Annotated in this window: 18 protein-coding genes; 6 read left to right on the forward strand and 12 right to left on the reverse strand. The window is 71.0% G+C overall.

Annotated elements, in window-relative coordinates:
• Nucleotides 1-56 precede the first annotated feature (56 nt).
• Nucleotides 57-1,214: a glycoside hydrolase family 3 N-terminal domain-containing protein gene (locus AB0O24_RS01305; RefSeq protein WP_363371962.1), complete on the forward strand. Its 1,158-nt coding sequence runs from the start codon at nt 57-59 to the stop codon at nt 1,212-1,214.
• Between the two features lie 325 nt (nt 1,215-1,539).
• On the forward strand, nt 1,540-5,745 hold the full coding sequence (gene hrpA / locus AB0O24_RS01310; RefSeq protein WP_363371964.1) for an ATP-dependent RNA helicase HrpA: 4,206 nt from the start codon (nt 1,540-1,542) through the stop codon (nt 5,743-5,745).
• 429 nt (nt 5,746-6,174) lie between these two features.
• On the opposite strand, the gene AB0O24_RS01315 is transcribed toward hrpA, so the two are convergent.
• Nucleotides 6,175-6,663: a MarR family transcriptional regulator gene (locus tag AB0O24_RS01315; RefSeq protein ID WP_363371967.1), complete on the reverse strand. Its 489-nt coding sequence runs from the start codon at nt 6,661-6,663 to the stop codon at nt 6,175-6,177.
• A 40-nt stretch (nt 6,664-6,703) separates the two neighbouring features.
• Here AB0O24_RS01315 and AB0O24_RS01320 point away from each other — a divergent pair, with 40 nt between their 5' ends.
• The gene (locus tag AB0O24_RS01320; RefSeq protein WP_363371970.1) at nt 6,704-7,597 is read left to right on the forward strand and encodes an EamA family transporter; all 894 of its coding nucleotides are present in this window, start codon (nt 6,704-6,706) and stop codon (nt 7,595-7,597) included.
• Between the two features lie 11 nt (nt 7,598-7,608).
• Here the strand turns inward: AB0O24_RS01320 and AB0O24_RS01325 are convergent, their stop codons facing one another.
• From AB0O24_RS01325 to AB0O24_RS01365, 9 genes are all read right to left on the reverse strand, one after another.
• Nucleotides 7,609-8,457 carry a hypothetical protein gene (locus AB0O24_RS01325; protein WP_363371972.1) on the reverse strand — a complete coding sequence of 283 codons (849 nt, stop codon included), beginning with the start codon at nt 8,455-8,457 and terminating at the stop codon, nt 7,609-7,611.
• Complete coding sequence (locus AB0O24_RS01330) at nt 8,454-9,119, reverse strand: response regulator transcription factor (RefSeq protein WP_058596915.1); 666 nt, start codon at nt 9,117-9,119, stop codon at nt 8,454-8,456. The genes AB0O24_RS01325 and AB0O24_RS01330 overlap by 4 nt, the downstream gene beginning before the upstream one ends.
• Nucleotides 9,107-10,465: a sensor histidine kinase gene (locus tag AB0O24_RS01335; protein ID WP_275799763.1), complete on the reverse strand. Its 1,359-nt coding sequence runs from the start codon at nt 10,463-10,465 to the stop codon at nt 9,107-9,109. The genes AB0O24_RS01330 and AB0O24_RS01335 overlap by 13 nt, the downstream gene beginning before the upstream one ends.
• 64 nt (nt 10,466-10,529) lie before the next feature.
• Nucleotides 10,530-11,786: a substrate-binding domain-containing protein gene (locus tag AB0O24_RS01340; RefSeq protein ID WP_363371974.1), complete on the reverse strand. Its 1,257-nt coding sequence runs from the start codon at nt 11,784-11,786 to the stop codon at nt 10,530-10,532.
• Nucleotides 11,787-11,857: 71 nt separating this feature from the next.
• Entirely contained in the window at nt 11,858-13,123 is a 1,266-nt protein-coding gene (mmsB, locus tag AB0O24_RS01345; RefSeq protein ID WP_013585998.1) for a multiple monosaccharide ABC transporter permease, read from the reverse strand.
• The gene (gene mmsA, locus AB0O24_RS01350) at nt 13,110-14,636 is read right to left on the reverse strand and encodes a multiple monosaccharide ABC transporter ATP-binding protein (protein ID WP_275799787.1); all 1,527 of its coding nucleotides are present in this window, start codon (nt 14,634-14,636) and stop codon (nt 13,110-13,112) included. Before mmsA ends, mmsB begins: the two co-directional genes overlap by 14 nt.
• A gap of 143 nt (nt 14,637-14,779) precedes the next feature.
• On the reverse strand, nt 14,780-15,883 hold the full coding sequence (gene chvE, locus AB0O24_RS01355; protein WP_275799786.1) for a multiple monosaccharide ABC transporter substrate-binding protein: 1,104 nt from the start codon (nt 15,881-15,883) through the stop codon (nt 14,780-14,782).
• Nucleotides 15,884-16,174: 291 nt separating this feature from the next.
• Nucleotides 16,175-17,200, reverse strand: a complete 1,026-nt coding sequence (locus tag AB0O24_RS01360) for a LacI family DNA-binding transcriptional regulator (RefSeq protein ID WP_363371977.1) — start codon at nt 17,198-17,200, stop codon at nt 16,175-16,177.
• Between the two features lie 93 nt (nt 17,201-17,293).
• Complete coding sequence (locus AB0O24_RS01365) at nt 17,294-18,616, reverse strand: M20/M25/M40 family metallo-hydrolase (protein ID WP_275799759.1); 1,323 nt, start codon at nt 18,614-18,616, stop codon at nt 17,294-17,296.
• Between the two features lie 83 nt (nt 18,617-18,699).
• Here AB0O24_RS01365 and AB0O24_RS01370 point away from each other — a divergent pair, with 83 nt between their 5' ends.
• Both AB0O24_RS01370 and AB0O24_RS01375 read left to right on the forward strand, forming a co-directional pair.
• Nucleotides 18,700-19,683, forward strand: a complete 984-nt coding sequence (locus AB0O24_RS01370; protein WP_363371982.1) for a Gfo/Idh/MocA family oxidoreductase — start codon at nt 18,700-18,702, stop codon at nt 19,681-19,683.
• Nucleotides 19,684-20,598: 915 nt separating this feature from the next.
• Nucleotides 20,599-21,459, forward strand: a complete 861-nt coding sequence (locus AB0O24_RS01375; protein ID WP_058596910.1) for an NYN domain-containing protein — start codon at nt 20,599-20,601, stop codon at nt 21,457-21,459.
• Nucleotides 21,460-21,552: 93 nt separating this feature from the next.
• On the opposite strand, the gene AB0O24_RS01380 is transcribed toward AB0O24_RS01375, so the two are convergent.
• Together AB0O24_RS01380 and AB0O24_RS01385 are read right to left on the reverse strand one after the other, a co-directional pair.
• Nucleotides 21,553-22,179 carry a hypothetical protein gene (locus AB0O24_RS01380; RefSeq protein ID WP_363371985.1) on the reverse strand — a complete coding sequence of 209 codons (627 nt, stop codon included), beginning with the start codon at nt 22,177-22,179 and terminating at the stop codon, nt 21,553-21,555.
• Nucleotides 22,176-23,780 (reverse strand): ATP-dependent DNA ligase, encoded by a 1,605-nt coding sequence (locus AB0O24_RS01385; protein WP_363371987.1) that lies wholly within the window; start codon nt 23,778-23,780, stop codon nt 22,176-22,178. Before AB0O24_RS01385 ends, AB0O24_RS01380 begins: the two co-directional genes overlap by 4 nt.
• A 205-nt stretch (nt 23,781-23,985) precedes the next feature.
• On the opposite strand from AB0O24_RS01385, the gene AB0O24_RS01390 reads away from it, so the two are divergent.
• Nucleotides 23,986-25,632 (forward strand): RecQ family ATP-dependent DNA helicase, encoded by a 1,647-nt coding sequence (locus AB0O24_RS01390; RefSeq protein WP_363371990.1) that lies wholly within the window; start codon nt 23,986-23,988, stop codon nt 25,630-25,632.
• Nucleotides 25,633-25,686: the final 54 nt, after the last annotated feature.

A 25,686-nucleotide genomic window follows, 5' to 3' on the forward strand; every position in this document is an offset into this window, starting at 1 on the left:
GCGAGTCCCGGCGCAAGGGTCCGAGGTTCCGACGCCCGGTGCGAGAACATCGGAGGGTGAAAACCGCCACACGGACCTGCGCCCTTCTCGTGCTCACCGCGCTCGCGCTCACCGGGTGCGTCCCCGAGCCTGCTCCGACGCCGAGTCCGACGGCATCCCCCTCTCCCTCACCGACACCCACGCCGACGCCCACGACCGACCCGCTCGCGGGGATGAGCCTCGACGACAGGGTCGGGCAGATGTTCATGGTGGGCACGTCCGTCGACGGAGCCGACCAGACCACCCTCTCGGCGGTCGCGGACGATCACATCGGCGGGATCTTCCTGCACGGGAGATCGGATGCCGGCGCGCAGGCGACCGCTCAGCTCGTGTCGACATTCACCTCGGCGCAGGCGACGGGTCAGCCGTTGCTGTGGGTGGCCACCGACCAGGAGGGCGGCGAGGTGCAGGTGCTGAGCGGCCCCGGGTTCGATGAGATCCCTTCCGCCGTCGACCAGGGTCAGCAGGACGACGCGACGCTGCGCAGCAATGCCGCGACGTGGGGCAGACAGCTCGCGCAGGCCGGCGTGAACATGAACCTCGCGCCCGTGGCCGACATCGTCACAAGCCCCGAGACCGCGCAGAGCAACCCGCCGATCGGCGAGCTCGAGCGCGAGTACGGCTACGACGGGGCGACGGTGGCAGCCAAGGCCGGGGCGTTCGCCGCCGGGATGCGCGACGGCGGGGTGCTGCCCACCTTCAAGCACTTCCCCGGGCTCGGGCACGTGGGCGACAACACCGACACGACCGCCGGGGTGACGGACGACTTCGTCACGGCCGACGGCGCCGACGTCGGCGTGTACTCGACGGTGCTGCCGGAGGGACCGGCGGTGGTCATGCTGTCGACCGCGATCTACGAGAAGATCGACTCCTCGGCGCCCGCCGCGTTCTCGCCCACGGTGGTCGGGGTCCTTCGCAACACGGTCGGCTTCGACGGCGTGGTGACCACCGACGACCTCTCGGCGGCGCAACAGGTGCAGGCGTGGTCGCCCGCCGACCGCGCGACGCTCGCCGTCGAGGCGGGGATCGACCTGCTGCTCGTCTCGGCCGATTCGTCGGTCTACCCCGAGATGCACCAGGCCGTGCTGTCGAAGGCGCAGAACGACAGCGCGTTCGCCGCGAAGGTGGACGCGGCGGTGACCCGGATCCTGGCCGCGAAGGCCGCGATGCCCTGACGCCCGTTCGCGTGATTTGACGGAGAACGTCGCTCCTCCGCCCTCCGAAGCGACACATTGCGGCAATCCACGCGGGTCGAAGCCGCCCTCTCCGCTCGCGAAACCCACACGGTCCGACATTGACGTGCCGCATATGTGCGCCACACCCCACGCGACGCGGCCACTCGCGGCAAACGAACGCTCCGCGGGCACTCGAACGTCGCACTGACTTGCCGCACATGTGCGCCACACCCCGCCCGACGCGACCAATCGCGACAACTCACGCGCTGACGCGAACGGTCGGAGCCGGACGCCGAGGCGCCACCGCGCGATAAACTAGAAGGCTGTGTCTGTCGAACCCGTGATCGTCTACCCGCCCGAGCTGCCCGTCAGCGCCGCGCGGGACGAGATCGCGCGCGCCATCCGCGACCACCAGGTCGTGATCGTCGCCGGCGCGACCGGGTCGGGCAAGACCACGCAGCTGCCGAAGATCTGCCTCGAGCTCGGCCGCACCTCGATCGCGCACACGCAACCCCGCCGCATCGCCGCGCGCACGATCGCCGAGCGCATCGCCGAAGAGATGCAGGTACCCCTCGGCTCCACCGTCGGCTATAAGGTGCGCTTCACCGACAAGGTGTCGGCCGACACCCGCGTAGCGCTCGTGACCGACGGCATCCTGCTCAACGAGATCCACCGCGACCGGCTCTTGCGCCGCTACGACACGATCATCGTCGACGAGGCGCACGAGCGTTCGCTCAACATCGACTTCCTGCTCGGATACCTCCGGCGCATCCTGCCGAAGCGCCCCGACCTCAAGGTCATCGTCACCTCGGCGACGATCGACCCCGAGAGCTTCGCGCGGCACTTCTCCGCCGCGCCCGCCGAGCCGGGCGGCGAGCCGGTGCCGGCGCCCGTGATCGAGGTGTCGGGGCGGACCTATCCGGTCGAGATCCGGTACCGGCCGCTGGATGGCGCCGACGGTGCGGGCGAAACTCCTGAGGATCCGGATGCCGACGGCTCCGACGCCGCGACATCCCGTGGCCGCGGGGTCGCAGCGCCGCAGAAAGTCAGGAGTTCGGCCCGCGCGACGCGCGACGGCGACGACGCCGACGAGGTCGGGGCCGTCGTGGCGGCGCTCCGCGAGCTCGACCGGGAGCCCGCGGGCGACGTGCTCGTGTTCTTCCCGGGCGAGGCGGAGATCCGGGATGCGGCGGATGCCATCCGCGGGGCGTATCAGAAGGATGCCGCGCCGACCGAGGTGCTGCCCCTCTACGGGCGTCTGTCCGCCGCCGAGCAGCACCGGGTGTTCGAGCGCTCCACCGTCGCGGGCGTTCGCCGCCGTGTCATCCTCGCCACCAACGTCGCCGAGACGAGTCTCACCGTCCCCGGCATCCGGTATGTCGTCGACACCGGCACAGCCCGCATCTCTCGGTACAGCAACAGGTCGAAGATCCAGCGACTGCCGATCGAGGCCGTGTCCCAGGCCTCGGCGCAGCAGCGATCCGGTCGCGCGGGGCGCACGTCGCCCGGTGTCGCGATCCGCCTCTACTCCGAGGACGATTTCACGCGCCGACCGGAGTACACCGAACCCGAGATCCTGCGCACGTCGCTGGCATCCGTGATCCTGCAGATGCTCTCGCTCGGGTTCGGCGACATCCAGGCGTTCCCGTTCCTGACCCCGCCCGACTCGCGCGGTGTGAAGGCGGCGTTCGACCTGCTCGTCGAGCTCGGTGCCGTGAAGCTGCCGGCACCGGGGGCGCGCTCGCGCGACGACCGACCCGATCGCGACCCGTCGCGCGGTGGCGGGCGCGAAGACGGTCCCCGCCTCACCGAGATCGGCCGCGAGATCGCGCGGCTGCCGATCGACCCGCGCTTCGCGCGAATGCTCATCGAGGCGCGCCGGAACGACGTCTCGGCCGAGGTTCTCGCGATCGTCTCGGGCATGTCCATCCAGGACGTGCGCGAGCGCCCCGAGGATCGCCGCGAGGAGGCCGACCGGTTCCACGCCCGGTTCACCGATCCGACCAGTGACTTCCTCTCGCTGCTGAACCTGTGGGAGTACCTGCAGGAGAAGCAGGCGGAGCTCGGTTCGAGCGCGTTCCGACGCCTCTGCCGGAGCGAGCACCTCAATTACGTGCGCGTGCGCGAATGGGTCGACGTGCATCGTCAGCTGCGCTCGCTGGGCGCCTCGGGCGAGCGCCCCGGCTCCAGCGACGGCGGGCGCGGCGCTGGTGGGCGCGGCGCTACCGGGCGCGGCGCGAAGAACCATGTCCCACTTATGGCCGGTGCGGGGCGCTCGAAGCAGCACAATTCGGGACATGCACCGCCACAAGTGGGACGAGGGTCGACAGACAGCGCACCCGAAGGCCACGCCGCCGGCGATGCCATCCACCGCGCGATCCTGTCCGGGTTGCTGTCGCACGTCGGCATCCTGGATCCCCGCGCAATGGCGCAGACCAAGGACCGCAAGGCTCCGGGAGACGCCCGTCCGGTCAAGGGCGAGTACATCGGCGCCCGCGGCGCGCGGTTCGCGATCTTCCCCGGCTCGGGGCTGAAGAAGAAGCGCCCCTCCGCCGTTATGGCCGCCGAGCTGGTCGAGACCTCGCGCCTGTTCGCGCGAACGGTCGCGGCCGTCGACCCGGCGTGGGCGGAGGAACTCGCCCCCGACCTGGTGAAGCGCTCGCTGAGCGAGCCGCACTGGTCGAAGGATGCCGGCTCCGCCGCCGCGTACGAGAAGGTCACACTGTTCGGTGTCGAGCTCGTCGGCCGGCGTCGCGTCCAGCTCGCGCGCTTCGACCGCCCTCTCGCCCGCGAGATGTTCGTCCGCCACGCACTCGTCGAGGGCGAGTGGGACCCCTCGGTCCTCGACAAGCGCCTCACGGCGTTCCTCCGCCGCAACGTCGAGCAGCGCCGCCTGCTCGAGAAGATCGAGGAGCGCGAGCGCCGCCGCGACATCCTCATCGGCGATGAAGCGGTGTTCGCGTTCTACAACGCCCGGATTCCCGCCGACGTCACCGACATCCGCTCGTTCGAGACCTGGTGGAAGGATGCCTCGAACCGCACGCCGCACCTGCTCGACCTGCGCGAGTCCGACCTCACCGGAGACCGGGCGCAGGGCGACGATCGGGCCTTCCCCGCGCGCTGGCGACAGGGCGATCAGACCCTGAATCTCGCGTATCGCTTCGAGCCGGGCGCCCCCGACGACGGCGTCACGGTCGTCGTTCCGCTGCCCCTCCTCGCGCAGCTGCGCCCCGACGGCTTCGACTGGCAGGTGCCCGGCATGCGCGACGAGCTCGTCACCGCGTTGCTTCGCGCCCTGCCGAAGACCATCCGCCGCAACGTGGTGCCGGCCGCCGACTGGGCGGAGAAGTTCTCGGCCGAACTCGCCGAGAAGGGCCCCGAGCACGCGAACGGCCTCCCGAGAACGACGCTCGTCGACGCCCTCGCCGCCCTGGTGCAGCGCGTCGCGAACCAGCGGGTGAGCGCGGCTGACTTCGAGCTCGAGCGCGTTCCCGCGCACCTCCTCCCCTCGTTCCGAGCGGTCGATGCCCGGGGCCGGGCGGTCGGCAGCGACCGCGACCTCGGTGCGCTGCAGCGACGACTGGCCGACCGGGCGCGCTCCAGCGTCGAGTCGACGATCTCTCGGCCCCCGCAGAGGGCCGCGAAGGTCGCCCAGGCCTCCCCCGCGTTCGCTTCGCGCACGAAGCTCACCACCTGGGACCTCGACGAGCTCACCGAGGTCGTCGACACCCCCGTCGCCGGCGGCGTCGTACGCGGCTACCCGGCGCTCGTCGACGAGGGCGACAGCGTCGCTCTGCGCGTCGAGGCGACGCCCGACGACGCCGCGCGGCTCACGCGGGCCGGCATCCGTCGCCTGATGCTGCTGGCCGTCCCCTCCCCCGCCACCTACGTTCTCGACCACCTCACCGCGAACGAGAAGCTCGCGCTCGCGGCATCCCCGTACCAGAACGCCAAGGCGCTGATCGAGGATGCGCGCGTGGCCTTGGCCGACGACATCCTCGGGAGCGACGGCGCCGTGCGCACCCGAGGGGACTTCGAGCGGGTGCGCGACGCGTTCTCTTCCGTTTCGGTGGAGCGCACGTTCCAGACGGTGTCGCTCGCGGCGAAGATCCTGCTCGCGCAGCGCGAGGTCGAGAGGGCGATGAAGGATGCCGCGTCGATGACGATCCTCGGAGCACTCAACGACGTGCGGGGCCAGGTGAAGGGGCTGCTGTTCCCCGGTTTCCTCTCGCGCACCGGCATCCCACGCCTGCAGCACTATCCCCGCTACCTCGCCGGTGCGCTCGAACGGGTGAAGACGCTCTCGGACAACCCGGGCCGCGACCGCCAGCGGCAGACTGAGTACGAGCGCTCCGCGACCGCGTTCACCGAGGCGGGTGGCGTCATCCCCCTGCCCGCCGACGCTCCCGCGAACCTCGTGCAGACGCGGTGGCTACTGGAGGAGCTGCGAGTGAGCCTCTTCGCCCAGCGCCTCGGCACGGCGGAACCCGTGTCGATCCAGCGCATCGCGAAGGCGCTGAAGGGCGCGTGAGTCGCGCGCGGGATGCGCCATGCGAGGCGATCGCCCGTACGGGCGGCTTGTCGTAGCGGAAGCCACGTGCGTGAGTTGCCGCAATTCGTCGCCTGAGCACGCGCCACGCGACAAACATGGGCAACTGAGGCGCCGGGGGCGCCGGCGTCGGGAAGCCTCACTTGCCGCACTTCGTCGCCCGAGCACGCGCCGCACGACAAGTAGGGGCAAACCAGGTACCGGCGCGACGGCGTCGGGGGCGTCACTTGCCGCACTTCGTCGCCCAAGCACGCGCCGCACGACAAGTAGGGGCAAACCAGGCACGGGCGCGACGGCGTCGGGGCGTCACTTGCCGCACGTGGTCGCCGCAGCATGCGCCGCACGACGAACGGGGGCAAACAAGGCACGGGCACGGCGGCGGCACCGGAAGCGTCAGCGCAGCCTCAGCGCTTACACGCCGAGGGCAGACCCCCAGTTGCGCAGCAGCGCCTCCAGCACACGACGGTCGGCCGGACGGAGCGCCGACAGCAGGCGCTCCTCGTTCTCGACGTGGGCGACCAGCGCCTCGTCGATGACCCGCCGACCCGCCGGAGTGAGCGACACCACCCGACCGCGGCCGTCGTCGTCGCTCGCGCTCCTCGACACGAGCCCGGATGCCACGAGCCGGTCGACACGCTTGGTCACCGCGCCGGTGGTCACCATCGTGTGCCGCGCAAGCTCGCCGGGGGCGCACGCGAAGGCCTCACCGCTTCGACGGAGCGCGGCGAGGATGTCGAACTCCCCCTCGCCCAGGCCGTAGCGCCGGAACACGACGAGCAGCTCGGCCTCGAGGCGGTCGACGAGCCGGCTCATGCGCCCGATGATCTGCATCGGCGAGGCGTCGACGTCGGGGCGCTCAGCGGCCCACTGCGCGACGAGTTCATCGACGTGGTCGGTCATGGCATCCATGATACCTTCCGCGGAAACTATACTGTCTTCCATGGAAGGTAAATGGCGCCTCGTCGCGATCACCGCGGTTGCCCCGATCGCGTGGGGTGCCACCTACGTGGTCACGCGGCACCTGCTCCCGCCCGACGCCCCACTCTGGGGCGCCGCCCTGCGCGCCCTGCCCGCCGGACTTTTGCTGTGGGCGCTGGCCCGACGGCGACCGCGCGGCTCGTGGTGGTGGCGCGCACCCGTCCTGGGACTGTTGAACTTCGGCGCCTTCTTCGTGCTGGTCTACCTCGCCGCGCAGCTGTTGCCCTCCTCGATCGCGGCGTCGATCATGGCGCTGGCCCCACTCGCCCTCGCGGGCATCGCGTGGCCGATCCTCTCGCAGCGCCCGACCCCGCGGTGGGCGGCGGGGGCCGTGCTCGGCATCGCGGGGGTGCTGCTGGTCGTCGGGCTCGGGGCCGGCGCCGTGTCGCCCGCCGGGGTCGCGGCATCCGTCATCGCTCTGCTCGCGTCGTCGCTCGGGGCGATCCTCACCACCCGGTGGCGCGACGACACCCCGCTGCTCGCGACGACGTCATGGCAGCTCATCGCCGGAGGGATCGCGCTCGTGGTCGCCGCGGCGATCGTCGAGGGGCCGCCCCCGCGCGTGGATGCGATCGGCGGCGCGGCCTACGCGGGGATCGCCGTCGTCGCCACCGCGCTGGCGTTCGTGTGCTGGTTCACCGGGCTTCGCCACCTGCCGGCGGGCACCGTCGGGATCATCGGGCTGCTCAACCCGGTGACCGGGGTCGTGCTCGGGGTGCTCGTCGGCGGAGAGTCCCTCGCCCCGCTTCAGGCTCTCGGCATCGCACTCGTCCTGCTGTCGCTGGTCGTCGCGCGTCCCCGTCCCGCGCGAGAAGGGCCCCTCCCCGTCGCTCGGCGACGAGAAGAGGCCCTCTGAGAGCGCAGCGCTCAGGACGACAGCGACACCTGGCCCAGGGCCGCCTCGACGTCGACGACGGCCTTCGCCGACGACGAGGTGCGCAGGCTGTTGTCGACCGAGCCGATACCGTCCTGGTTCACGACCCGGTACTCGTCGTCGGGCAGCGTGATGTCGGCGGATCCCGCCGTGACCGTGACCGTCGTGCGGCTGGGGGTCGCACCGCTCAACCCCGCCGTCAGCTCACCGCCGGCGACCTCGAAGGTCGCCGTGTCGACATCCTCGACGTCGGCCGTGGCGGCGCCGCCGGCGACCGTGACCGCGAGGGTCTCGGCGCTCCCGGACAGGTCGACCGCACCGCCGGCCAGGTTCACCGTCAGCGCGCGCATCTCGGCATCGAGGTCGAGCGTCCCACCCGTGACGTCGATGCGCCCGTCGAGCGGCGAACCCTTCAGGCTGCGCGGGAGGGTCAGCGTCGCCCCGGGGCTGCGGTCCCAGTCGACGAATGCGCCACGCGGCGACGACACGCGCAGGGTGTCGCCCGTGCGTTCGAACGTCCAACCGCCGCGGCGGGCGTCCCCGGCCTCGAGCGTCGCGTCCGCGCCGTCGCCGTACTCGATGGTGAGCGAGCCTCCGGCGACGTCCACCGAGAGATCGGTGAGGCCGCGCGCCGACACCGACCCCGCCTGCACGCCGGATCGTGTGTCGGCGAGCGTGGCCGCCGCGGTGATCGCGGTGCCGCCCACCGTGCCGACGAGGGCGATCGCTCCGACGACGATCGTGACGATCGACACCGCGAGCACGGTTCCCCGCCGCGAGGTCTGCGCCGGCGGAGGCGTCGGCTCGACGGGGGTCGGCTCGAGAGGGATCTGCGTGGTCATGACGTTGCTCCGGTGTGGTCGTGGCCCAGGTGCACGAGGGCGGCGATGACGCGGCGGTTGCCGGTCTCGTCCTGCTCGAGGCCGAGCTTGGTGAAGATGGCGGTGATGTACTTCTCGACGCTGGCCTCGCTCACGAAGAGCGCCGCGGCGATGGCCTGATTCGACCGGCCTTCCGCGATGAGCGCGAGCACGCTGCGTTCCCGCTCCGTCAGGCTCTGCAGCCGCTCGTCACGACGGCGACGGGCGAGGAGCTGTCCGACGACCTCGGGGTCGAGGACGGTCGCTCCCCCGCTGATGCGGGCGACCGCGTCGAGGAAGTCGCGGACGTCGGCGACCCGGTCCTTGAGCAGGTAGCCGAGCGACCCCTGCCCGTCGGCGATCAAGTCGCTGGCGTACTGCTCCTCGACGTACTGCGAGAGGACGAGGACCGCGAGTCCCGGATGCCGGGACCTCAGCGCGATCGCCGCGCGGATGCCCTCATCGGTCCAGGTCGGCGGAAGCCGCACATCGAGGACGCAGAGGTCGGGGGCGTGCTCGTCGACCGCGGCCTGGAGCCCGTCGGCGTCGGGCAGGGCGGCGACGACCTCGTGGCCGTCGTCGGCGAGAAGGCGGACGAGCCCCTCGCGCAGCAGCACGGAGTCCTCGCAGATCAGGATGCGCACGGGACGCTCACTTCCACCGTCGTGGGTCCGCCCTGCGGGCTGTCGATGCGCGCCGTGCCGCCGGCGGCGGTGACGCGGTTGACGATGCCGTCGAGGCCACCGCCCGGGACGACGCGCGCCCCGCCCAGCCCGTCGTCCTCGACCCGGGCCCAGAGGGTCCCGTCCTCGCGGAGGCGGACGTGTACGCGGCACCCGGTCGCCCGGGAGTGCTTCGCCGCATTCGTCAGGGCCTCGGCGATCGCGAAGTACACGGCGGCCTCCGCCGGACGACTGCACCGACGCGGCAGACGCACGTCGAGGGTCACGGGGATGTGCGAACGCGACGCGAGCGCCGAGAGCGCGGCATCCAGTCCCCGGTCATCGAGCACCGAGGCATGGATGCCACGGGCCAGCTGCCGGAGTTCGGTGATCGCCGACTTGGTCGAGGCGTGCGCCTCGGCGACGAGCGCTTTCGCCGTCTCGGGGTCGTCGTCGATCTTGGTCTGGGCGAGCCCCAGGGTCATGCCGATCGACACGAGTCGCGGCTGGACGCCGTCGTGGAGGTCGCGCTCGATGCGCGTGCGCTCGACCTCGGCGGCGCGGACCGCTCCGGCGCGGCGGGTGTCGGAGGTGCGTGCGCGCTCCTCGAGCTCCGCCTCCCGCGAGGGGACGAAGATCGCGCGGACGATCACGCCGTGCAGCACGGCGAGTCCGACGATGGCGGCGAGCGATGCGACGAGCGCGATGACACCGACGAGGGGCGCAGCGAACCCCTCGAGCGGGAAGATGCCGAGGAAACGCGTATCCGGCCACCCGACGATCGGGGCGATGGTCAGGGCGAAGCCCCACGCGGCGAGACCTGCGGCGGTCAGGGTCACCAGGCCCAGGATCGTGCCGATGGTGAACGAGGCCACCGCGCGCCACTGGCCGGGGTCGATCGCCTGCAGCCAGACCGTGTGCAGGAAGCCGACGAATCCGGGACGCGGGCTCCGGCGTGGGCTGAGCGCCGGGAGGCCGAAGCCGTAGAGGCCGTCGACACGGGCCCGTTCGAACCAGGCCACCGCGAAGAGGGCGTAGACGAGGGCGACGAGAACGACGACGCCGATCAGGAGGGCGAAGAGCAGTCCGATACCGCCGCCCAGCATGCCGAAGAGCGCGCCGAAGACGGTCGGGCCGATCAGGCCGAGCGCGGCCATCTGGGCCGCGGCCCCGGCGATGCGCCCGGGGGTGGCGATGCGCACGCGTGACGAGGGGGTGACGACCGGCTGGGCGGGCGGCAGCGGGATGGTCTCGGCGGTGGCGGTGGCGGAGTCGTCGCGGTCGCGCGGGTTCGGCGGAGGAGGCGGAAGAACGGATGCCGTGGTCATGTGTTCCACGGTAGGGGTGGGCCCCGCGTCCGCGCCGCCCGGGCAGCCCCCGCCCTCGTTCGGGTTATCCCGAAAGCTCTTCGGGGGTCAGCCAGCCGGTGTCGAGCAGGACACGCGTGATGTCGTCGGCACGAACGGTCTGCGGGCCGACCGCGACAGCCGGGGCGTCCGTCAGTCCGGGGATCTCGGTGCCGTCCGACACCGGTTCGCGCTCGTCGAGCAGCGCCTCGATCGCATCGGCGATCGGCGCGGCCAGATCGCGCGTGTCGACGAACACGGTCGCGGCGACGACGCCCGCGTCGAGGGCACGCGCGGTGGCGAGGTCGGCCCCCGAACCGACGACGATCGGGTCCGGACGCTCGGCCGCGCGCGACGGCGAAGGCGTGGGTGAAGGGGTCTCGCCCGCGGGCGGGTCGGTGGTGAGCGCGGTCACCATGCCGCGGGTGACGTCGTCACCGAGCGCGAGGAACGCGGTGCGGCCGGGCGTCTCGCCCTCCGCATCCGTGTCCGCGACGACCACTCGGGCGCGCTTCTCCGCCGCGTCCGACACGTCGAGCGGATCGTCGGCGACAGCGGCGTCGTCCCACGCGGCGCCCGACGTGATCACGACGCGCCCCTCGTCGACCGCGGAGGCCAGGGCCTCGCGCGCGGCGGCGAAGCGTCGCTGCTCCCAGGCGTCGTCCGCGGCACCGGCGAGCACGGTGAGCTCGACGGGTCCGGCCGGGGAGGCCGGTGCGGGGTCCTCGGATGCGTTCGTCTCCGATGCGTCGGAGTCGGGGGCGTCGGAGTCGGGGGCGTCGGAGTCGGGTGTGGGCGTCGGGTTCGTGGCATCCGCCCCCTGCCCGGCGTCGAGCGCGTCGAGCAGAGCCTGGGCCTGGGCGCGGCCGAGCTCTTCCGGCTCGACCACCGCGGCGAACCCCGCTCCGGAAACGGCGAGACCGCGACCGAGGAGGGCGATCGGAACGCCGTCTTCGTCGGCGAGTTCGGCGGGCGCCGCGAGCTCCTCGGCGGACAGGGGCGCGACGATCACGGCATCCATCCCCTTGGTCAGCATGTTCTGCACCTGCGAGGCCTGCGTTCGCGCGTCGTCGGCGGCGTACTCCAGATCGACGCGGTAGCCACGATCGCGCAGTTCGGATGCCACGGCCTCCCCCGCGTGCTCCCATCCGGCGTCGGCGGTCGAGGGCAGCGCGACGCCGATCACCCCCGCCCCGTCGCTCGAGCCGGCCTCACGCGGCGGCGTCGCCGTGCAGCCGGCGAGGCCCAGCGCGAGCACGGCGAGCACCGCGGCGGCGCGGCGGAGGGACGTGCGGGGGGTCACCGTTCCATCCTGCCGCAGGAACGACGAGACGCCCCGGCGCGGAAGCGTCGGGGCGTCTCGATGGGGGTGGATCAACCGCGCGTGCGGTTCTTGTTCCACACGTCGAAGGCTACGGCCAGGAGGAGCACGAGACCCTTGATGAACTGCTGGACGTCGGTCGAGATGCCCATGAGCGACATGCCGTTGTTGAGCACACCCATGACCAGACCACCGGCGATAGCGCCGACCACGCGGCCGACACCGCCCTGGACGGCGGCGCCACCGATGAACGAGGCGGCGATGGCATCCAGCTCGAACAGGTTTCCCGCACCCGGGCCGGCGGAGTTAAGACGGCCCGTGAAGACGATGCCCGCGAGAGCTGCGAGCACGCCCATGTTCACGAAGAGCAGGAAGTCGACACGACGGGTGTTGATGCCCGACAGCTTCGCGGCGGTGCGGTTGCCGCCGATCGCGTAGATGTGGCGACCGAAGACGCTGCGGCTCATGACCGTGGAGTACCCGATGATCAGCACGCCGAGCACGACGAGCACGATAGGCGTCCCGCGCGAGCCCGGAGCGACACCGAGCAGATAGGTGAGGTACGCGATCAGCGCGCCGCCGCCGATGAGCTTGACGAGGAAGGCGACCTGCGGCTCGTTCTGCAGTTCGAGCGCGGCGCGCTTGGCGCGCTGACGCACCTGCGACACGACGAACAGGACGAGGGTCAGCACACCGAGGCCGACGGTGATCCACTCGGCCGGCGAGCTCGCGGCCGGGAACAGGTCGGGGAAGAGGTAGCCGCCGCCGAGTGCACGGTACTCGGTGGGGAACGGCGTGATCTGAGTGTTGCCGAGCGTCATCTGCGTCAGACCGCGGAAGAGCAGCATGCCCGCCAGCGTCACGATGAAGGCCGGGATGCCGATATACGCGACCCAGAACCCCTGCCACATGCCGACCACGGCACCGAGGAGGAGCGAGAGCAGGATGCCGAGCCACCAGGGCAGGCCCCACTGCACGATCAGCACACCCGAGACCGCACCGACGAAGGCGGCGACCGAACCGACCGACAGGTCGATGTGTCCGGCGATGATGATCATCACCATGCCGATCGCGAGGATCAGGATGTAGCTGTTCTGGACGATGATGTTCGACACGTTGCCCGCGGTGAGCAGGCGCCCGCCGGTCAGCGCCTGGAAGAGCAGGACGATGACGATCAGGGCGATGAAGATGCCGATCTCACGCAGTCGCGACGTGAAGAACTGCAGAATGCTGCCGGCACCGCCGCCGGCTCCGCCGCCGACGGGACCCTTCGGCGTCGCGGGACCCTGCGGGGTCACGGTGTTGTCAAGCGCTGACATGGTCGGCTTCCTTTTCCTTCGTCATGAGCACCATGAGTGCCTCGGGAGTGGCCTCTTCGATGGGCAGCTGGCCGGTGATGTGGCCTTCGCTGAGGGTGTAGATGCGGTCGCAGATGCCGAGCAGCTCGGGGAGCTCCGAAGAGATCACCAGCACGCCCTTCCCCTGCGCCGCGAGGGAGTTGATGATCGTGTAGATCTCGTACTTCGCGCCGACGTCGATGCCGCGCGTGGGCTCGTCGAGGATGAGCACCTCGGGGTCGGAGAAGAGCCACTGCGACAGCACGACCTTCTGCTGGTTGCCGCCGGAGAGCTTCCCGACGACCACGTCGACGCTCGGCGCCTTGATGTTCATCGACTTGCGGTAGCGATTCGCGACGAGGTACTCCTCGTCGCCGTCGACGAACCCGCCCTTGACGAGCTTTCGCATGCCGGCGATCGAGATGTTCCGCTTGATCGTGTCGATCAGGTTGAGTCCGGCGCCCTTGCGGTCTTCGGTGACGTACGCGAGTCCGCTGCGGATCGCCGCGGGGACCGTCGAAGTGTCGACCTTCTGACCGCGCACGTAGACGTTCCCCGAGATGCGCGAGCCGAAGCTCTTGCCGAAGACGCTCATCGCGAGCTCGGTGCGACCGGCACCCATGAGGCCGGCGATCCCGACGACCTCGCCGGCGCGAACGGTGAGGTTCGCGTTGTGGATGACGGTGCGAGTGGCATCCGTGGGGTGACTGACGTTCCAGTCCTCGATGCGCAGGACCTCATCGCCGATCTCGACGTCGCGGTCGGGGTAGCGGTTCTCGAGCTCGCGTCCGACCATCCCGCGGATGATGCGGTCTTCGCTCGTGCCCCCGGTGGCGACATCGAGGGTCTCGATCGTGCGACCGTCGCGGATGATCGTGACCTCGTCGGCGATCGCGCGGATCTCGTTGAGCTTGTGGCTGATGATGATGCAGGTGATGCCCTGGCCCTTGAGGTGACGGATCAGGTCCAGCAGGTGCTCGGAGTCGTCGTCGTTCAGGGCCGCGGTGGGCTCGTCGAGGATGAGGAGCTTGACGTCTTTCGACAGCGCCTTCGCGATCTCGACGAGCTGCTGCTTGCCGACGCCGATCTCATTGACGGGCACGTCGGGGCTGTCGCCGAGCCCGACGCGGGCGAGGAGCTTGGATGCCTCGCGGTTGGTCGCGTCCCAGTCGATGAGACCGCGGTGAGTGATCTCGTTGCCGAGGAAGATGTTCTCGGCGATCGAGAGGTAGGGGCTCAGCGCGAGCTCCTGGTGGATGATGACGATGCCGGCGGATTCGCTGTCGCGGATGTCTTTGAACTCGACGGTCTTGCCGTCGAAGACGATCTCGCCGCGGTAGTCGCCCGCGGGATACACACCGCTGAGCACCTTCATGAGAGTGGACTTGCCGGCGCCGTTCTCGCCACAGATGGCGTGGACCGTTCCGCGCTCGACGGTCAACGACACGTCGGCGAGCGCGATGACGCCGGGGAACTCCTTGGTGATCGAGCGCATCTCGAGGATGGTGCTCACGAGGTCCTCCTTGCAGGGCCGGCCGGAGCCGGTGGGGGTGAGAGACGTGGGGGCGCCTCCGCTGCGACCGAACGGATCGATCGCGGCGGAGGCGGTGCGGGCGGCTCAGGGCACGCCCGCGGGGATTACTTGAGGTCGGCCTCGGTGTAGTAACCGCTGTCGATCAGGACTTCCTTGTAGTTGTCCTTGGTGACGATCGTCGACTGGAGGAGGTACGAGGGGACGACCTTCTTGCCGTTGTCGTAGGTCTTCTCGTCGTTGACCTCGGGGGTCTCACCCTTGCGGATGTCGTCGACCATGGTCACGGCCTGCTTGGCGAGCTCGCGCGTGTCCTTGAAGATCGTCGAGTACTGCTCGCCGGCGATGATCGACTTGATCGAGCCGGCCTCGGCGTCCTGACCCGTGATGACGGGGAGGTCGGTGGCCGAGTAGCCGCCCGAGGTGAGTGCCGAGATGATGCCGATCGACAGACCGTCGTAGGGCGAGAGCACACCGTTGAGCTTGGTGCCGCCGATGACGGTGAGGATGTTCTCCATGCGCTTCTGCGCCGTCTCGGGCAGCCAGCGGAGGATCGCCGCCTGGCCGAACTCGGTCTGACCCGAGGGGACCACGAGCACGCCCTTGTCCATGTAGGGCTTCAGGGTGTCCATCGCGCCGTTCCAGAAGAACGTGGCGTTGTTGTCGTCGGGGCTTCCGGCGAACAGCTCGATGTTGAACGGACCGGTGGCGCCGGTCTCCTTGCCCGAGGCGTCGAGGACACCGAGGCCCGTGAGGAGCGAGGTGGCCTGCTGGACGCCGACCTTGTAGTTGTCGAATGTCGTGTAGTAGTCGACGTTCTCGGTGCCGTTGATGAGGCGGTCGTACGCGATGACGGGGATGTTCGCGTCCTTGGCCTGCTGCAGCACGTCGGTGAGCGTGGTGCCGTCGATCGAGGCGATGATCAGGGCCTTGGCGCCCGTGGTGATCATGTTCTCGATCTGCGAGACCTGGGTGGGGATGTCGTCGTTGGCGTACTGCAGGTCGACCTGGTAGCCGAGCTCCTCGAGCTGCGACTTGACGTTGTTGCCGTCGGCGATCCACCGCTCCGACTGCTGGGTCGGCATCGCGACGCCGATGGTGCCGCCCGCCTCCTGGTCGCCGCCGGCGCTGTTGCCCGTGCGGTCGCCGGCGCAACCGGCCAGGCCGATGCCGAGCGCGAGAACGCCCACTCCGGCGATCGTCTTGAGCATGCTGTGCTTGTTCACTCTGGTTCCCTCCATTGGGTTTGTGTCGCGGTCTCTCCACGCGGAGCCCACCGCGGTCTCTGCGGACGAGGTCACACCGGGCGCACGAGTCGACAGGGCGAAACGAAAGACGGTCGAAACATCTTCGTCTCGACGGATCCGCTCCGCAGCGAGTCCCGTCGGCCGTGTGACCGGTCATGTGACCGTTCACATTGTGTGTGTGATGCTACCCCCGTGCGGGACCGACGTGTCAAGTCCCCGTGCGCACGCCGTCCAGCCGTTGCCGAAATGTGACGATCAGCGACTGGGCGGTGCCGTGGACGACCGCAGGATCAGACGCAGGTGGTCGGGCTCGACCGGAGCGACCGCATCGGCGGGCTCCCCCAACGCGGCGAGCACCTCGCGCACCGCGCGTGCGCCGATTCCCGCGAAGTCCTGCCGCACCGTGGTCAGCGGTGGCCAGAGGTGCGCCGACTCGGGCACGTCGTCGAAACCCACCACCGAGATGTCCTCGGGCACCGAGCGTCCTATGGCCCGCACGGCATGCATGAACCCGAGCGCCATATGGTCGTTGCCCGCGAACACCGCGGTCGCATCCTCGGTGCGCAGCAGCTCGAGACCCGCCTCGAATCCGAACTGCGCCGTCCAGTCGCCGAGGACGGGGGGACGCGGCGTGAGATCGTTGGCATCCATCTCGGCCAGGTACCCCCGCATGCGGTGGTCGGCCTCCACCCAGTCGCGGGGACCGGCGATGTGCAGGATGCGGGTGTGCCCGATCTCGATCAGGTGACGCACCGCGGCCCGCGCTCCGGCCGTCTGGTCGTTGTGCGAGGTCGCCGTCCCCGACGAGGCGACGATCTGCACCGGCACGGGAAGCCGCAGCTCATCGAGGATCGGAACGACACGTGTCTGCGGCGCCACAGCGATCAGCCCCTCGACCGACTGCTGCATGAGGTGGTCGATCGAGGCGCGCACGTCCTCGGGGGCGCTCGTGGCCAGGTTCGTCAGGGTCAGCCGGTATCCCGCGGCGCGGGCTGCGGACTCGATGGCCTGGACCATCGTCGCCGTGCCGTGCGTCGTCGTCCTCGGCCCGAGGACGCCGATGAGACGCGAACGACTCGTCGCGAGGGCGCGAGCCGCCTGGTTCGGGACGAACTTCAGCTCGGCGATCGCCGAGCGGACCCGCGCCGCCGTCTCGGGGCGCAGCTGGGGGCTGTTGTTGATGACCCGGGAGACCGTCTGATACGACACCCCCGCGAGACGCGCCACGTCGCGGATGCTGGGGGCCCGGCCCGTGGCATCCGGAATGTCGGTCTCGCTCATGGTTCGCCTCTTTGCGTCAACGGTCCTCGCGTGACCGGTCACACGAGGATAACCCGGCGCTTCGCCCGTTGCGTGTCGCGCGCGATCGCACGGTCAGGATTCGAGCAGAGCCCGGTAGAAGCGGATGCCGCGGAGCCAGGAACCCACGCGGATGCGCTCGTCCGGCGCATGCAGAGCGTCACGCTCGGAGCGGGTGAGGTGGAAGGGCGCGAAGCGGTACACGTTCGCGGTGAGGCCGGTGTAGAAGCGGCTGTCGCTCGCCCCGAGCTGCAGGTACGGAAGGGGCACCACGTCGTCCCCGAGTGTCGCGACGACCGCGCTCGCCACGCGACGCCACTCCTCGCCCTGCCACGGCGACACCGGAGAGGCCTCGCCGCCCTGGCGGAGCTCGATGTCGACGAACGGATCCGCGACGACGCGGCGGAGATGGATCGCCACATCCGAGAGCGTGTCACCGGGGAGGAGGCGGACGTTCACGCTCGCGCGCGCCGTCGTGGCCAGGACGTTCTCGCCGGCCGCACCCTCGAGGCGGGTGACGACCGCGGTCGTGCGGACGAGCGCATTCGTCTCGGGGCCGAGCAGGGAGAACGCGGCGGTGACGAGCGGCGCCGACATCGTCGTCCGCCGGAAGAGCGTGCGCAGGGGTTCGGTCGCGTGGGCGGCGGCGGTGCCGAGCATCGCGCGCACGGGATCCGCGAGGCGGAGCGGGAACGGACGTCGACGCAAGCGGTCGATCGCTCGGGCGAGCCGCGCGGTGGCGGGCAGGCGCGGCGGGGTCGAGGCGTGTCCGCCGGCCTCGCGCGTGACCAGGTCGAACGTCGCCACACCGCGCTCGGCGACGCCGATCATCGCGGTGGGCGCCGCAACGCCCGGCAGCGCACCCTCCACCGCGGCCCCACCCTCGTCGAGCACGAGGGCCGGACGGATGCCACGCTCCGCGAGGAGCGCCGCGATCGCGCGAGCCCCCGAGCCGTGCGTCTCTTCGTCGTGGCCGAAGGCGAGCCACACGTCGGTTCGCGGCGTGACCCCCTCCGACAGCGCTTCTTCGACCGCCTCGAGGATCGCGACCAGAGCGCCCTTGTCGTCTATGGCTCCGCGGGCATATATAGCCCGCTCAGCCCCGTCGCCATCGATCACGGCGTCGAAGGGCGGATGCCGCCACTCCTGCCCGTCCACCGGCACGACGTCCTGGTGCGCGAGGAGCACCAGGGGCGCATCGGCCGTCTCCCCCGCCCACCGGTACAGCAGGGAGTGACCGGCGACGACCTCGCGCTCCAGCCGGGCGTGGGTCAGCGGGTAGAGCCGCTCGAGCGCCGCATGGAACTCGTCGAACCGGGCTGTATCGACCTCGGCGGGGTCCGCCCGCGAGACGGTGGGGATGCGCAGGAGCTCGCGGAATCGCTCGACGGGCGTCATGCAGCGAGCCTATGCCCGCGGCATCCGGGACTTCTCGCGCAGACGGGACGGTCGGTGTCGGACGCCGCCGATACGGTGGGAGCATGACCGGACTGCACTGGGGCATCCTCGCGACAGGTGGCATCGCCCACGCCTTCACCTCCGACCTCCGCACGGCGGGTCTCGACGTCGCCGCCGTCGGCTCGCGCCGCATCGAGAGCGCGCGCGAGTTCGCCGCGACGTACGACATCCCGCACGCGCACGGGTCCTACGAAGAGCTGGTGAGCGACCCGACGGTCGACATCGTCTACATCGCCCCGCCGCACCCGGGTCACGTCGACAACGCGCTGCTCGCCCTCGACCACGGCAAGCACGTCCTGGTCGAGAAGCCCTTCACGCTCAACGAGACCGAAGCCGCGATCATCCGCGACCGCGCCGCCGAGAAGGGCCTCCTCGCCATGGAGGCGATGTGGACCCGGTATCTCCCGCACATGGTGCGCATCCGCGAGATCATCGCCGAGGGGACCCTCGGTGAGATCCGTGTGGTCTCAGCCGATCACACGCAGAAGATCTCGACCGACCCCGCTCACCGCCTCAACGCCCTCGAGCTCGGGGGCGGTGCCCTGCTCGACCTCGGCATCTATCCGATCTCGTTCGCCGTCGACGTGCTCGGCCTGCCGGAGAGCGTCTCGGCTGTCGCCCGGCTGTCGGATACCGGCAGCGACGCCGACGTCGCCACGCTCTTCGTGCACCCCGGCGGCGCCCTCTCGACCACCGTGTCCTCCTCGCGCGGCGCGGGAGCGAACACAGCGCAGATCGTCGGCACCGAGGCCCGGATCGAGATCGACCGGGTCTGGTACACCCCGACCTCGTTCCGCGTGGTCTCACCCGCGGGCGACCTGCTCGAGGAGTTCACGACCTCGATCGAGGGTCGCGGCATGCAGTTCCAGGCCGAGGCCGCCGAGCGCTTCGTCGCGGCCGGCGTGACCTCGAGCGACGTGCTGCCCATCGACGAGACCGTCGCGATCATGGGCGTTCTCGACGAGGTGCGCCGCCAGATCGGCGTGGTCTACCCCGGGGAGCGCTGAGTCCGGGTCGGTTCTCGGGGGCGGCGCCGGGGCAGCGGCATCCACTCCCGGGCGGCGGGCCGCCGGGGGCGTGCCGTCCCGCGGAGTCCGTGGCCGACACGCCGCCACGAGACGGGCTGAACCGGCGCGCCGCGGCCGAACTCCGCACGACGGCACCACCCCACCCCGGTCGCAGCACGGGCCCACCGCATCCATTCCCCCGGCGTGGCGTACGGGGCGTGCCGTCCCGCGGAGTCCGTGGCCGGTTCGTACGGGCGGCGGGCATTAGGGGCGTGCCGTCGCGCGGAGTTCGTGGCCGACACGCCGCCACGAGACGGGCTGAACCGGCGCGCCGCGGACGAACTCCGCACGACGGCACACACCCCACCCCGGTCGCAGCACCAATCCACTGGCATCCATTCCCCCTGGCGTGCGGCGCCCGGGACGTGGCGTCCAGCGGAGGTCGTGCACCGGTTCGTACGGGCGGCGGGCACTCGAGGCGTGCCGTCGCGCGGAGTTCGTGGCCGACACGCCGTCACCGGACGGCCCGAACCGGCGCGCCGCGGCCAAACTCCGCACGACGGCACACCCCACCCCAACAGCAGCACCGGCCCACGGCATCCATTCGCCGGCGGCGGACCGCCGGGGCGTACCGTCCGGCGGAGGTCGTGGCCGACGCGCGGCGGGCACTCGGGGCGTGCCGTCCCGCGGAGTTCGTGCGCGGTTCGCACGAGCGGCAGGCACTCGGGGCGTACCGTCGCGCGGAGTCCGTGCACGACACGCCGCCACGCGGCGGCCCCAACCGGCGCGCCGCGGCCAAACTCCGCACGACGGCACACACCCCACCCCGGTCGCAGCACCGGCCCACGGGATCCATTCCCCCGGCGACCGACCGCGGACTGGCCCTGGCCGCTCCGACGGGTGAGACTGGATGCCATGCCCGAAACGCAGAGCGCCCGCGTCGCCGTCTATCTCGACTTCGACAACATCGTGATGTCCTGGTACGACCGGGTGCACGGCCGCAACGCGTACTCGCGGGATCGGCAGAAGATCGCCGAGAACCCGATGGACCCCGAGATCGCCGACCGGCTCACCAAGGCGACCATCGACGTCGGCGCCGTCATCGACTACGCGGCATCGTTCGGCACACTGGTGCTCACGCGCGCCTACGCCGACTGGTCGGCCCCCGTGAACGCCGAGTACCGGTCGCAGCTGGTGGCGCGCGCGGTCGACCTCGTTCAGCTCTTCCCCGCGGCCGCTTATGCGAAGAACGGCGCCGACATCCGCCTCGCGGTGGATGCCGTCGAAGACATGTTCCGCCTGCCCGACCTCACCCACGTCGTCATCGTCGCCGGCGACAGCGACTACGTTCCCCTGGCCCAGCGCTGCAAGCGACTCGGGCGCTACGTCGTGGGCGTCGGCGTGGCCGGTTCGACGGCCAAGTCGCTCGCCGCGGCGTGCGACCGGTTCGATTCGTACGATTCGCTTCCCGGCATCCCGAACCTGGCGGAGACAAAGAAGGATGCCGCGCCCTCGAGGCCGCGCGCCCGCAAGCGTTCGAAGGACCCGGCGGTCGACCTGCTCGACCGCGCGATGCAGCTCGAGGGCGAGCGCGCGGACGGCGAATGGCTGCACGCCTCCGCCGTGAAGGACCTCATGAAGCGCCTCGATCCCTCGTTCAGCGAGAAGGCGCTCGGGTTCCGGAGCTTCTCGGACTTCTTGAAGGCGCAGACGGACCACGTCGAGGTCGACGAGGAGTCGAACGTCGTGCAGGTCAAGGCGGTGTCGCGGGGCTGACCCGGCAATCCCGCCGTTGATCCGTCGGCGATTCGAGAGCGCGCGGTCCATCCCGCGACGCGTCGGCGGCGCTGAGCCGACATCAGCGGCGAATCATCGACGCGCGGCACCCGGGGCGACATGGGCGAGAACGCGGCCCCATACCGCCGTGAGCGTGATCTCTCCGTTGACCGAGCCGATCTCGTCGTCGGGCACGACATCCATCTCGGCCGCCCGCATGCGCCCGACGTACCACTCGGCGTCGGCGATCGCGGCGGGTCCCTCTCCCCCGACGATCACGAGCGCTTCCGCGTCGAGATGGTCGAGGAGAGGGGTCCGCAGGTCGCGACTCAAGGGGTCGGACGGACTCGCCACGCCGACGATCGCGAGGCGGTCGACGACCGGCCCCATCGCCGCGGCAAGGTAGATCGCAATCGGCCCGGCCGCCCGCTCGCCCACGAGTCCCACAGTCGCGCCGGGAGCCTCACGCTCGAGGAGATCGCGCAGCGCTTCGACGGTCAGGCCCGCGGGCGTCTGTCCGCCGAACACCGGCGGATCCTCGAGTTCGGGGGCGTCGAGCCCCACCGCCACGACCCGCACGTCATACCCCGAGGTCACGCGCGCATCGGGATCCGTCGTCGAGACGTCGCCCGTACGCAGGACGAAAACCGCCCGCGGGGCGCCCGGTGTACCGAAGCTGCGGTAGCCCAGTTCGCCGTCGAGCCAGGGAGCCAGACTCATCGTGTCGTCCTCTCGTCGGCGGAGGTCGCCGTTCCGCCTCGGTCGCCCGTCGGTTCTTCGGCATCCGCTCCGGCACCACCACCCGGAAGCATCGCCCGGAGGGTGCTGATCGTGTCGGCCTCGACCGCCGGTTTGTCGGGGCGGTAGGCCTTCACACGGGCGAAGCGCAGGGCGATCCCGCCGGGATACCGCACCGACCGCTGAACCCCGTCGATCGCGATCTCGACCACGGTATCCGGGACGACGCGGATGCCGCCGGGCACCTCACCGGTCGCGCGGTCGGCGAAGTGCGCGGTCTGCCACCGCAGGAGTTCGTCGGTCAGCCCTTTGAAGGTCTTGCCCACCATCACGAAGCCGCCGGGGTCGCCGAACGTACCCTCGGGGTCACGCGCCCCGAGATGCAGGTTGGACAGCCACTCCGCGCGGCGTCCGGACCCTCGCTCGACGCCGAGCACCACCAGGTCGAATGTGTGCACCGGTTTGACCTTGAGCCAGCTCTTCCCCCGCCTCCCGGCGGCGTACGGCGCGTCGAGACCTTTCACCATCACGCCCTCATGCCCCGCATCGAGCGCCGCCCGGGCGAAAGCGTCAGCGTCACCGGCGTCGTCCGTCAGAAGCGCCGGGATGCGGTACTCCCCCGCGACGCGTTGCAACTCGGCGAGGCGCGCCTCGAGCGGTTCGTCGATGAGGTCACGACCGTCGACGTGCAGGATGTCGAAGAACCACGGCCGCAGAGCGATCTCGCGGGCCGTTTCGGCGCCGAAGCGCGCCATCGTGTCTTGGAACGGGCGCGGGGCGCCGTCGCCGTCGAGGGAGAGCGTCTCTCCGTCCAGGATCACGTCGTCGACGGGGAGCGATCGCGCCACCTCGACGATCTCAGGCACGCGGTGCGTGACGTCGGCGAGCGTCCGGGTGAACACGCGCACCTCATCGCCGTGCCGGTGCACCTGGACCCGCGCACCGTCGAGCTTGTACTCCACCGACGCTCGGCCCGCGGCCTCCAGAGCCTCCGCCACGGTCGCGGCGGTGGACGCCAGCATGGGCTGGACGCCGCGGCCGACCACGAGCCCGACGGCGGTGAGGTCATCGACCGAGCCGGTCAGGGCGATCACGGCGGTCTCACCCAGATCGCCCGACAGCATGGCGGCCCGCCGCACCGCGGCGCCGTCGCGTTCTGCGGCTCGCGCGATGGCATCCTGCAGGACGCCCTCGAGGGCGCCGGTCCGCAGCTCGCCCGTCATGATCCGGACCAGGAGCTGCCACTCGCTCGCGGTCGCGCGAGACGCGAGGTCGTCGAGGAGGACCGTGCGCGCGGCAGCGGATCCCGCTCCGCCGATCTCGACGAGACGCGAGAACGCCTCGTCGACCTCGCCGATCGTGAGGGTCGAATCCGCCGCGTGCGACCCTCCCCGTGCGGACAGCGTTCGCCAGCCGACGCCGAGCCGGCCCTGCCGGGGCGACGCCGTGAGCAGACCCACCGCCGGAGCGATCTCGTCCGGCTCGAGGCCGCGGAGCAGGGCGGCCAGGGCGTCGACTTTGGCCAGGCGCGAGCGCGTGCTCGTCACTGCCGCGAGGGCCGTTTCGATGTCGCCGAAGAGCATGTCGGCATCCTGGCATCCCCCTCCGACATCGCCTCGACGCTTGCGCGACCGCGACCGCCATGGCACGTCGAGCCGGATGCCGGGACGGCGGGCCCTACAAGGCGGGTGACGGCCCGGTCTTCCATACGCGCCCCCTGCTCGCAACCCCCGAGGCGATGTCGGAGGTTCAGGGTGTGCTGGGGGTCTCCCCCAGGAATGAGGCACCGTGAACGCACCCGCCACCCTCGAACAGTCCGCCCGCACCGCCCGCGAGGTGTTCGGCTGGGACGACCTGCTGCCCGGCCAGGCCGAGGCGATCGACGCCGTCGTGGGCGGGCGCGACACGCTCGTGGTGTTCCCGACGGGCGCGGGCAAGTCGGCGGTGTACCAGATCGCCGGGTGCGAGCTGGGCGGGACGACGCTGGTCATCTCGCCTCTGCTGGCGCTGCAGCGCGACCAGATCGACTCGATCGACGCCGCCCCCGACGCTCCCGCCGCCGTCGCGCTGAATTCCCGCACGAGCGCCTCGGCACGGAAGGCCGCGTGGGCGGCGATCGAGGGCGAAGACGCCGTGTACGCGTTCCTCGCGCCGGAGCAGCTCGCCAACCCCGAGGTCTTCGATCGACTCGCGCGCGCCGACGTGCGGCTGGTGGTGGTCGACGAAGCGCACTGCGTGTCCGCCTGGGGACACGACTTCCGCCCCGACTACGCGCGCATCGGCGATGCCGTCGAGGCACTCGGGCATCCTCCGGTGCTGGCGCTGACGGCGACGGCATCCGCCCCTGTCCGCGACGACATCGTCTCGAGCCTCGGCATGCGCGATCCCCACCTCGAGGTACGTGGCATGGACCGCCCCGAGATCCACATGGCGGTCCGCCGCCATGAGCACGACGCCGACAAGCGTCGCGCCGTGATCGCGGATGTTCAGGATGCCGACGGCCCCGCGCTGCTGTACGTGGCCACGCGCAAGGGCACCGAGCTGTACGCCGACGAACTGCGGGACCTCGGTCTCCGTGCCGCCGCGTACCACGGCGCGATGGCGCAGAAGCGACGGGACGAGGTGCATTCCGCGTGGAGCGCCGGCGAGCTCGACGTCGTCGTCGCCACCTCCGCGTTCGGGATGGGCGTCGACAAGAGCGACGTGCGCCTCGTCGTGCACGCCGACGTGACCGAGTCGCTGGATGCCTACGCGCAGGAGATCGGCCGCGCCGCGCGCGACGGTCAGCCCGCGCGGGCGATCCTCCACTATCGCGCCGAGGACTTCTCGCTGCGGTCGTTCTTCGCCGGCGGGCACACGAAGCGCAGCGACATCGCCGGTGTCTGGGATGTGCTGCGCCGCTCGCGCAAGCCGCTCCGGGCGAAAGACGTCGCTGAGCGGAGTGGCCGTTCCGTGCGAGTCATCGGGCGCGTGCTCAACCAGCTCGTCGCGAGCGGTCTGGCCGTGTCGGGAGCCGAGGGCGTCTCCGTGCAGAAGAAGGTCTCGGCCGGCGACGCCGTCGCTGCCGTGCGCGAGCGCGACGAGGCCGAGGAGCGCATCCGTGCCTCGCGCATCGAGATCATGCGCGGCTACGCCGAGACCACGCACTGCCGCCGCCGTGCTCTGCTGGAGTACTTCGGTGTCGAGAGTCCCGCATCGTGCGGTTCCTGCGACAGGTGCGATCACGGCGTCGTCGCGCCGGTCGAGGCCACGCACGCGAACGACGACGGCGGGATCCGCATCGACTCGACCGTCCAACACGCGGAGTTCGGGACCGGCACGGTCATGGGCATCGAGGACGACCGACTGACGGTCTTCTTCCCCGAACACGGATACAAGGTCCTCGCCCGCGCCGCGTTCGAGAACGGCATCCTGGAGCTCGGGGAGGCGGCGTAGAGCATCCCGCGTCGTCTGCGGTCGCCGTTGCGGGTGGAGGGCGGCGGGGCGGGG

Origin of the sequence: Microbacterium sp. NPDC086615, from assembly GCF_040686055.1 — a bacterium.
Classification (GTDB): Bacteria; Actinomycetota; Actinomycetes; order Actinomycetales; family Microbacteriaceae; genus Microbacterium.

Coding starts and splice junctions, on each gene's coding strand:
- AB0O24_RS01315 (WP_363371967.1), bottom strand. CDS start 6,663: ATGACCGACCACGTCGATGAACTCGTCGCGCAGTGGGCCGCTGAGCGC.
- AB0O24_RS01320 (WP_363371970.1), top strand. CDS start 6,704: ATGGAAGGTAAATGGCGCCTCGTCGCGATCACCGCGGTTGCCCCGATC.
- AB0O24_RS01325 (WP_363371972.1), bottom strand. CDS start 8,457: ATGACCACGCAGATCCCTCTCGAGCCGACCCCCGTCGAGCCGACGCCT.
- AB0O24_RS01335 (WP_275799763.1), bottom strand. CDS start 10,465: ATGACCACGGCATCCGTTCTTCCGCCTCCTCCGCCGAACCCGCGCGAC.
- mmsB (WP_013585998.1), bottom strand. CDS start 13,123: ATGTCAGCGCTTGACAACACCGTGACCCCGCAGGGTCCCGCGACGCCG.
- mmsA (WP_275799787.1), bottom strand. CDS start 14,636: ATGCGCTCGATCACCAAGGAGTTCCCCGGCGTCATCGCGCTCGCCGAC.
- chvE (WP_275799786.1), bottom strand. CDS start 15,883: ATGCTCAAGACGATCGCCGGAGTGGGCGTTCTCGCGCTCGGCATCGGC.
- AB0O24_RS01360 (WP_363371977.1), bottom strand. CDS start 17,200: ATGAGCGAGACCGACATTCCGGATGCCACGGGCCGGGCCCCCAGCATC.
- AB0O24_RS01365 (WP_275799759.1), bottom strand. CDS start 18,616: ATGACGCCCGTCGAGCGATTCCGCGAGCTCCTGCGCATCCCCACCGTC.
- AB0O24_RS01370 (WP_363371982.1), top strand. CDS start 18,700: ATGACCGGACTGCACTGGGGCATCCTCGCGACAGGTGGCATCGCCCAC.
- AB0O24_RS01375 (WP_058596910.1), top strand. CDS start 20,599: ATGCCCGAAACGCAGAGCGCCCGCGTCGCCGTCTATCTCGACTTCGAC.
- AB0O24_RS01380 (WP_363371985.1), bottom strand. CDS start 22,179: ATGAGTCTGGCTCCCTGGCTCGACGGCGAACTGGGCTACCGCAGCTTC.
- AB0O24_RS01385 (WP_363371987.1), bottom strand. CDS start 23,780: ATGCTCTTCGGCGACATCGAAACGGCCCTCGCGGCAGTGACGAGCACG.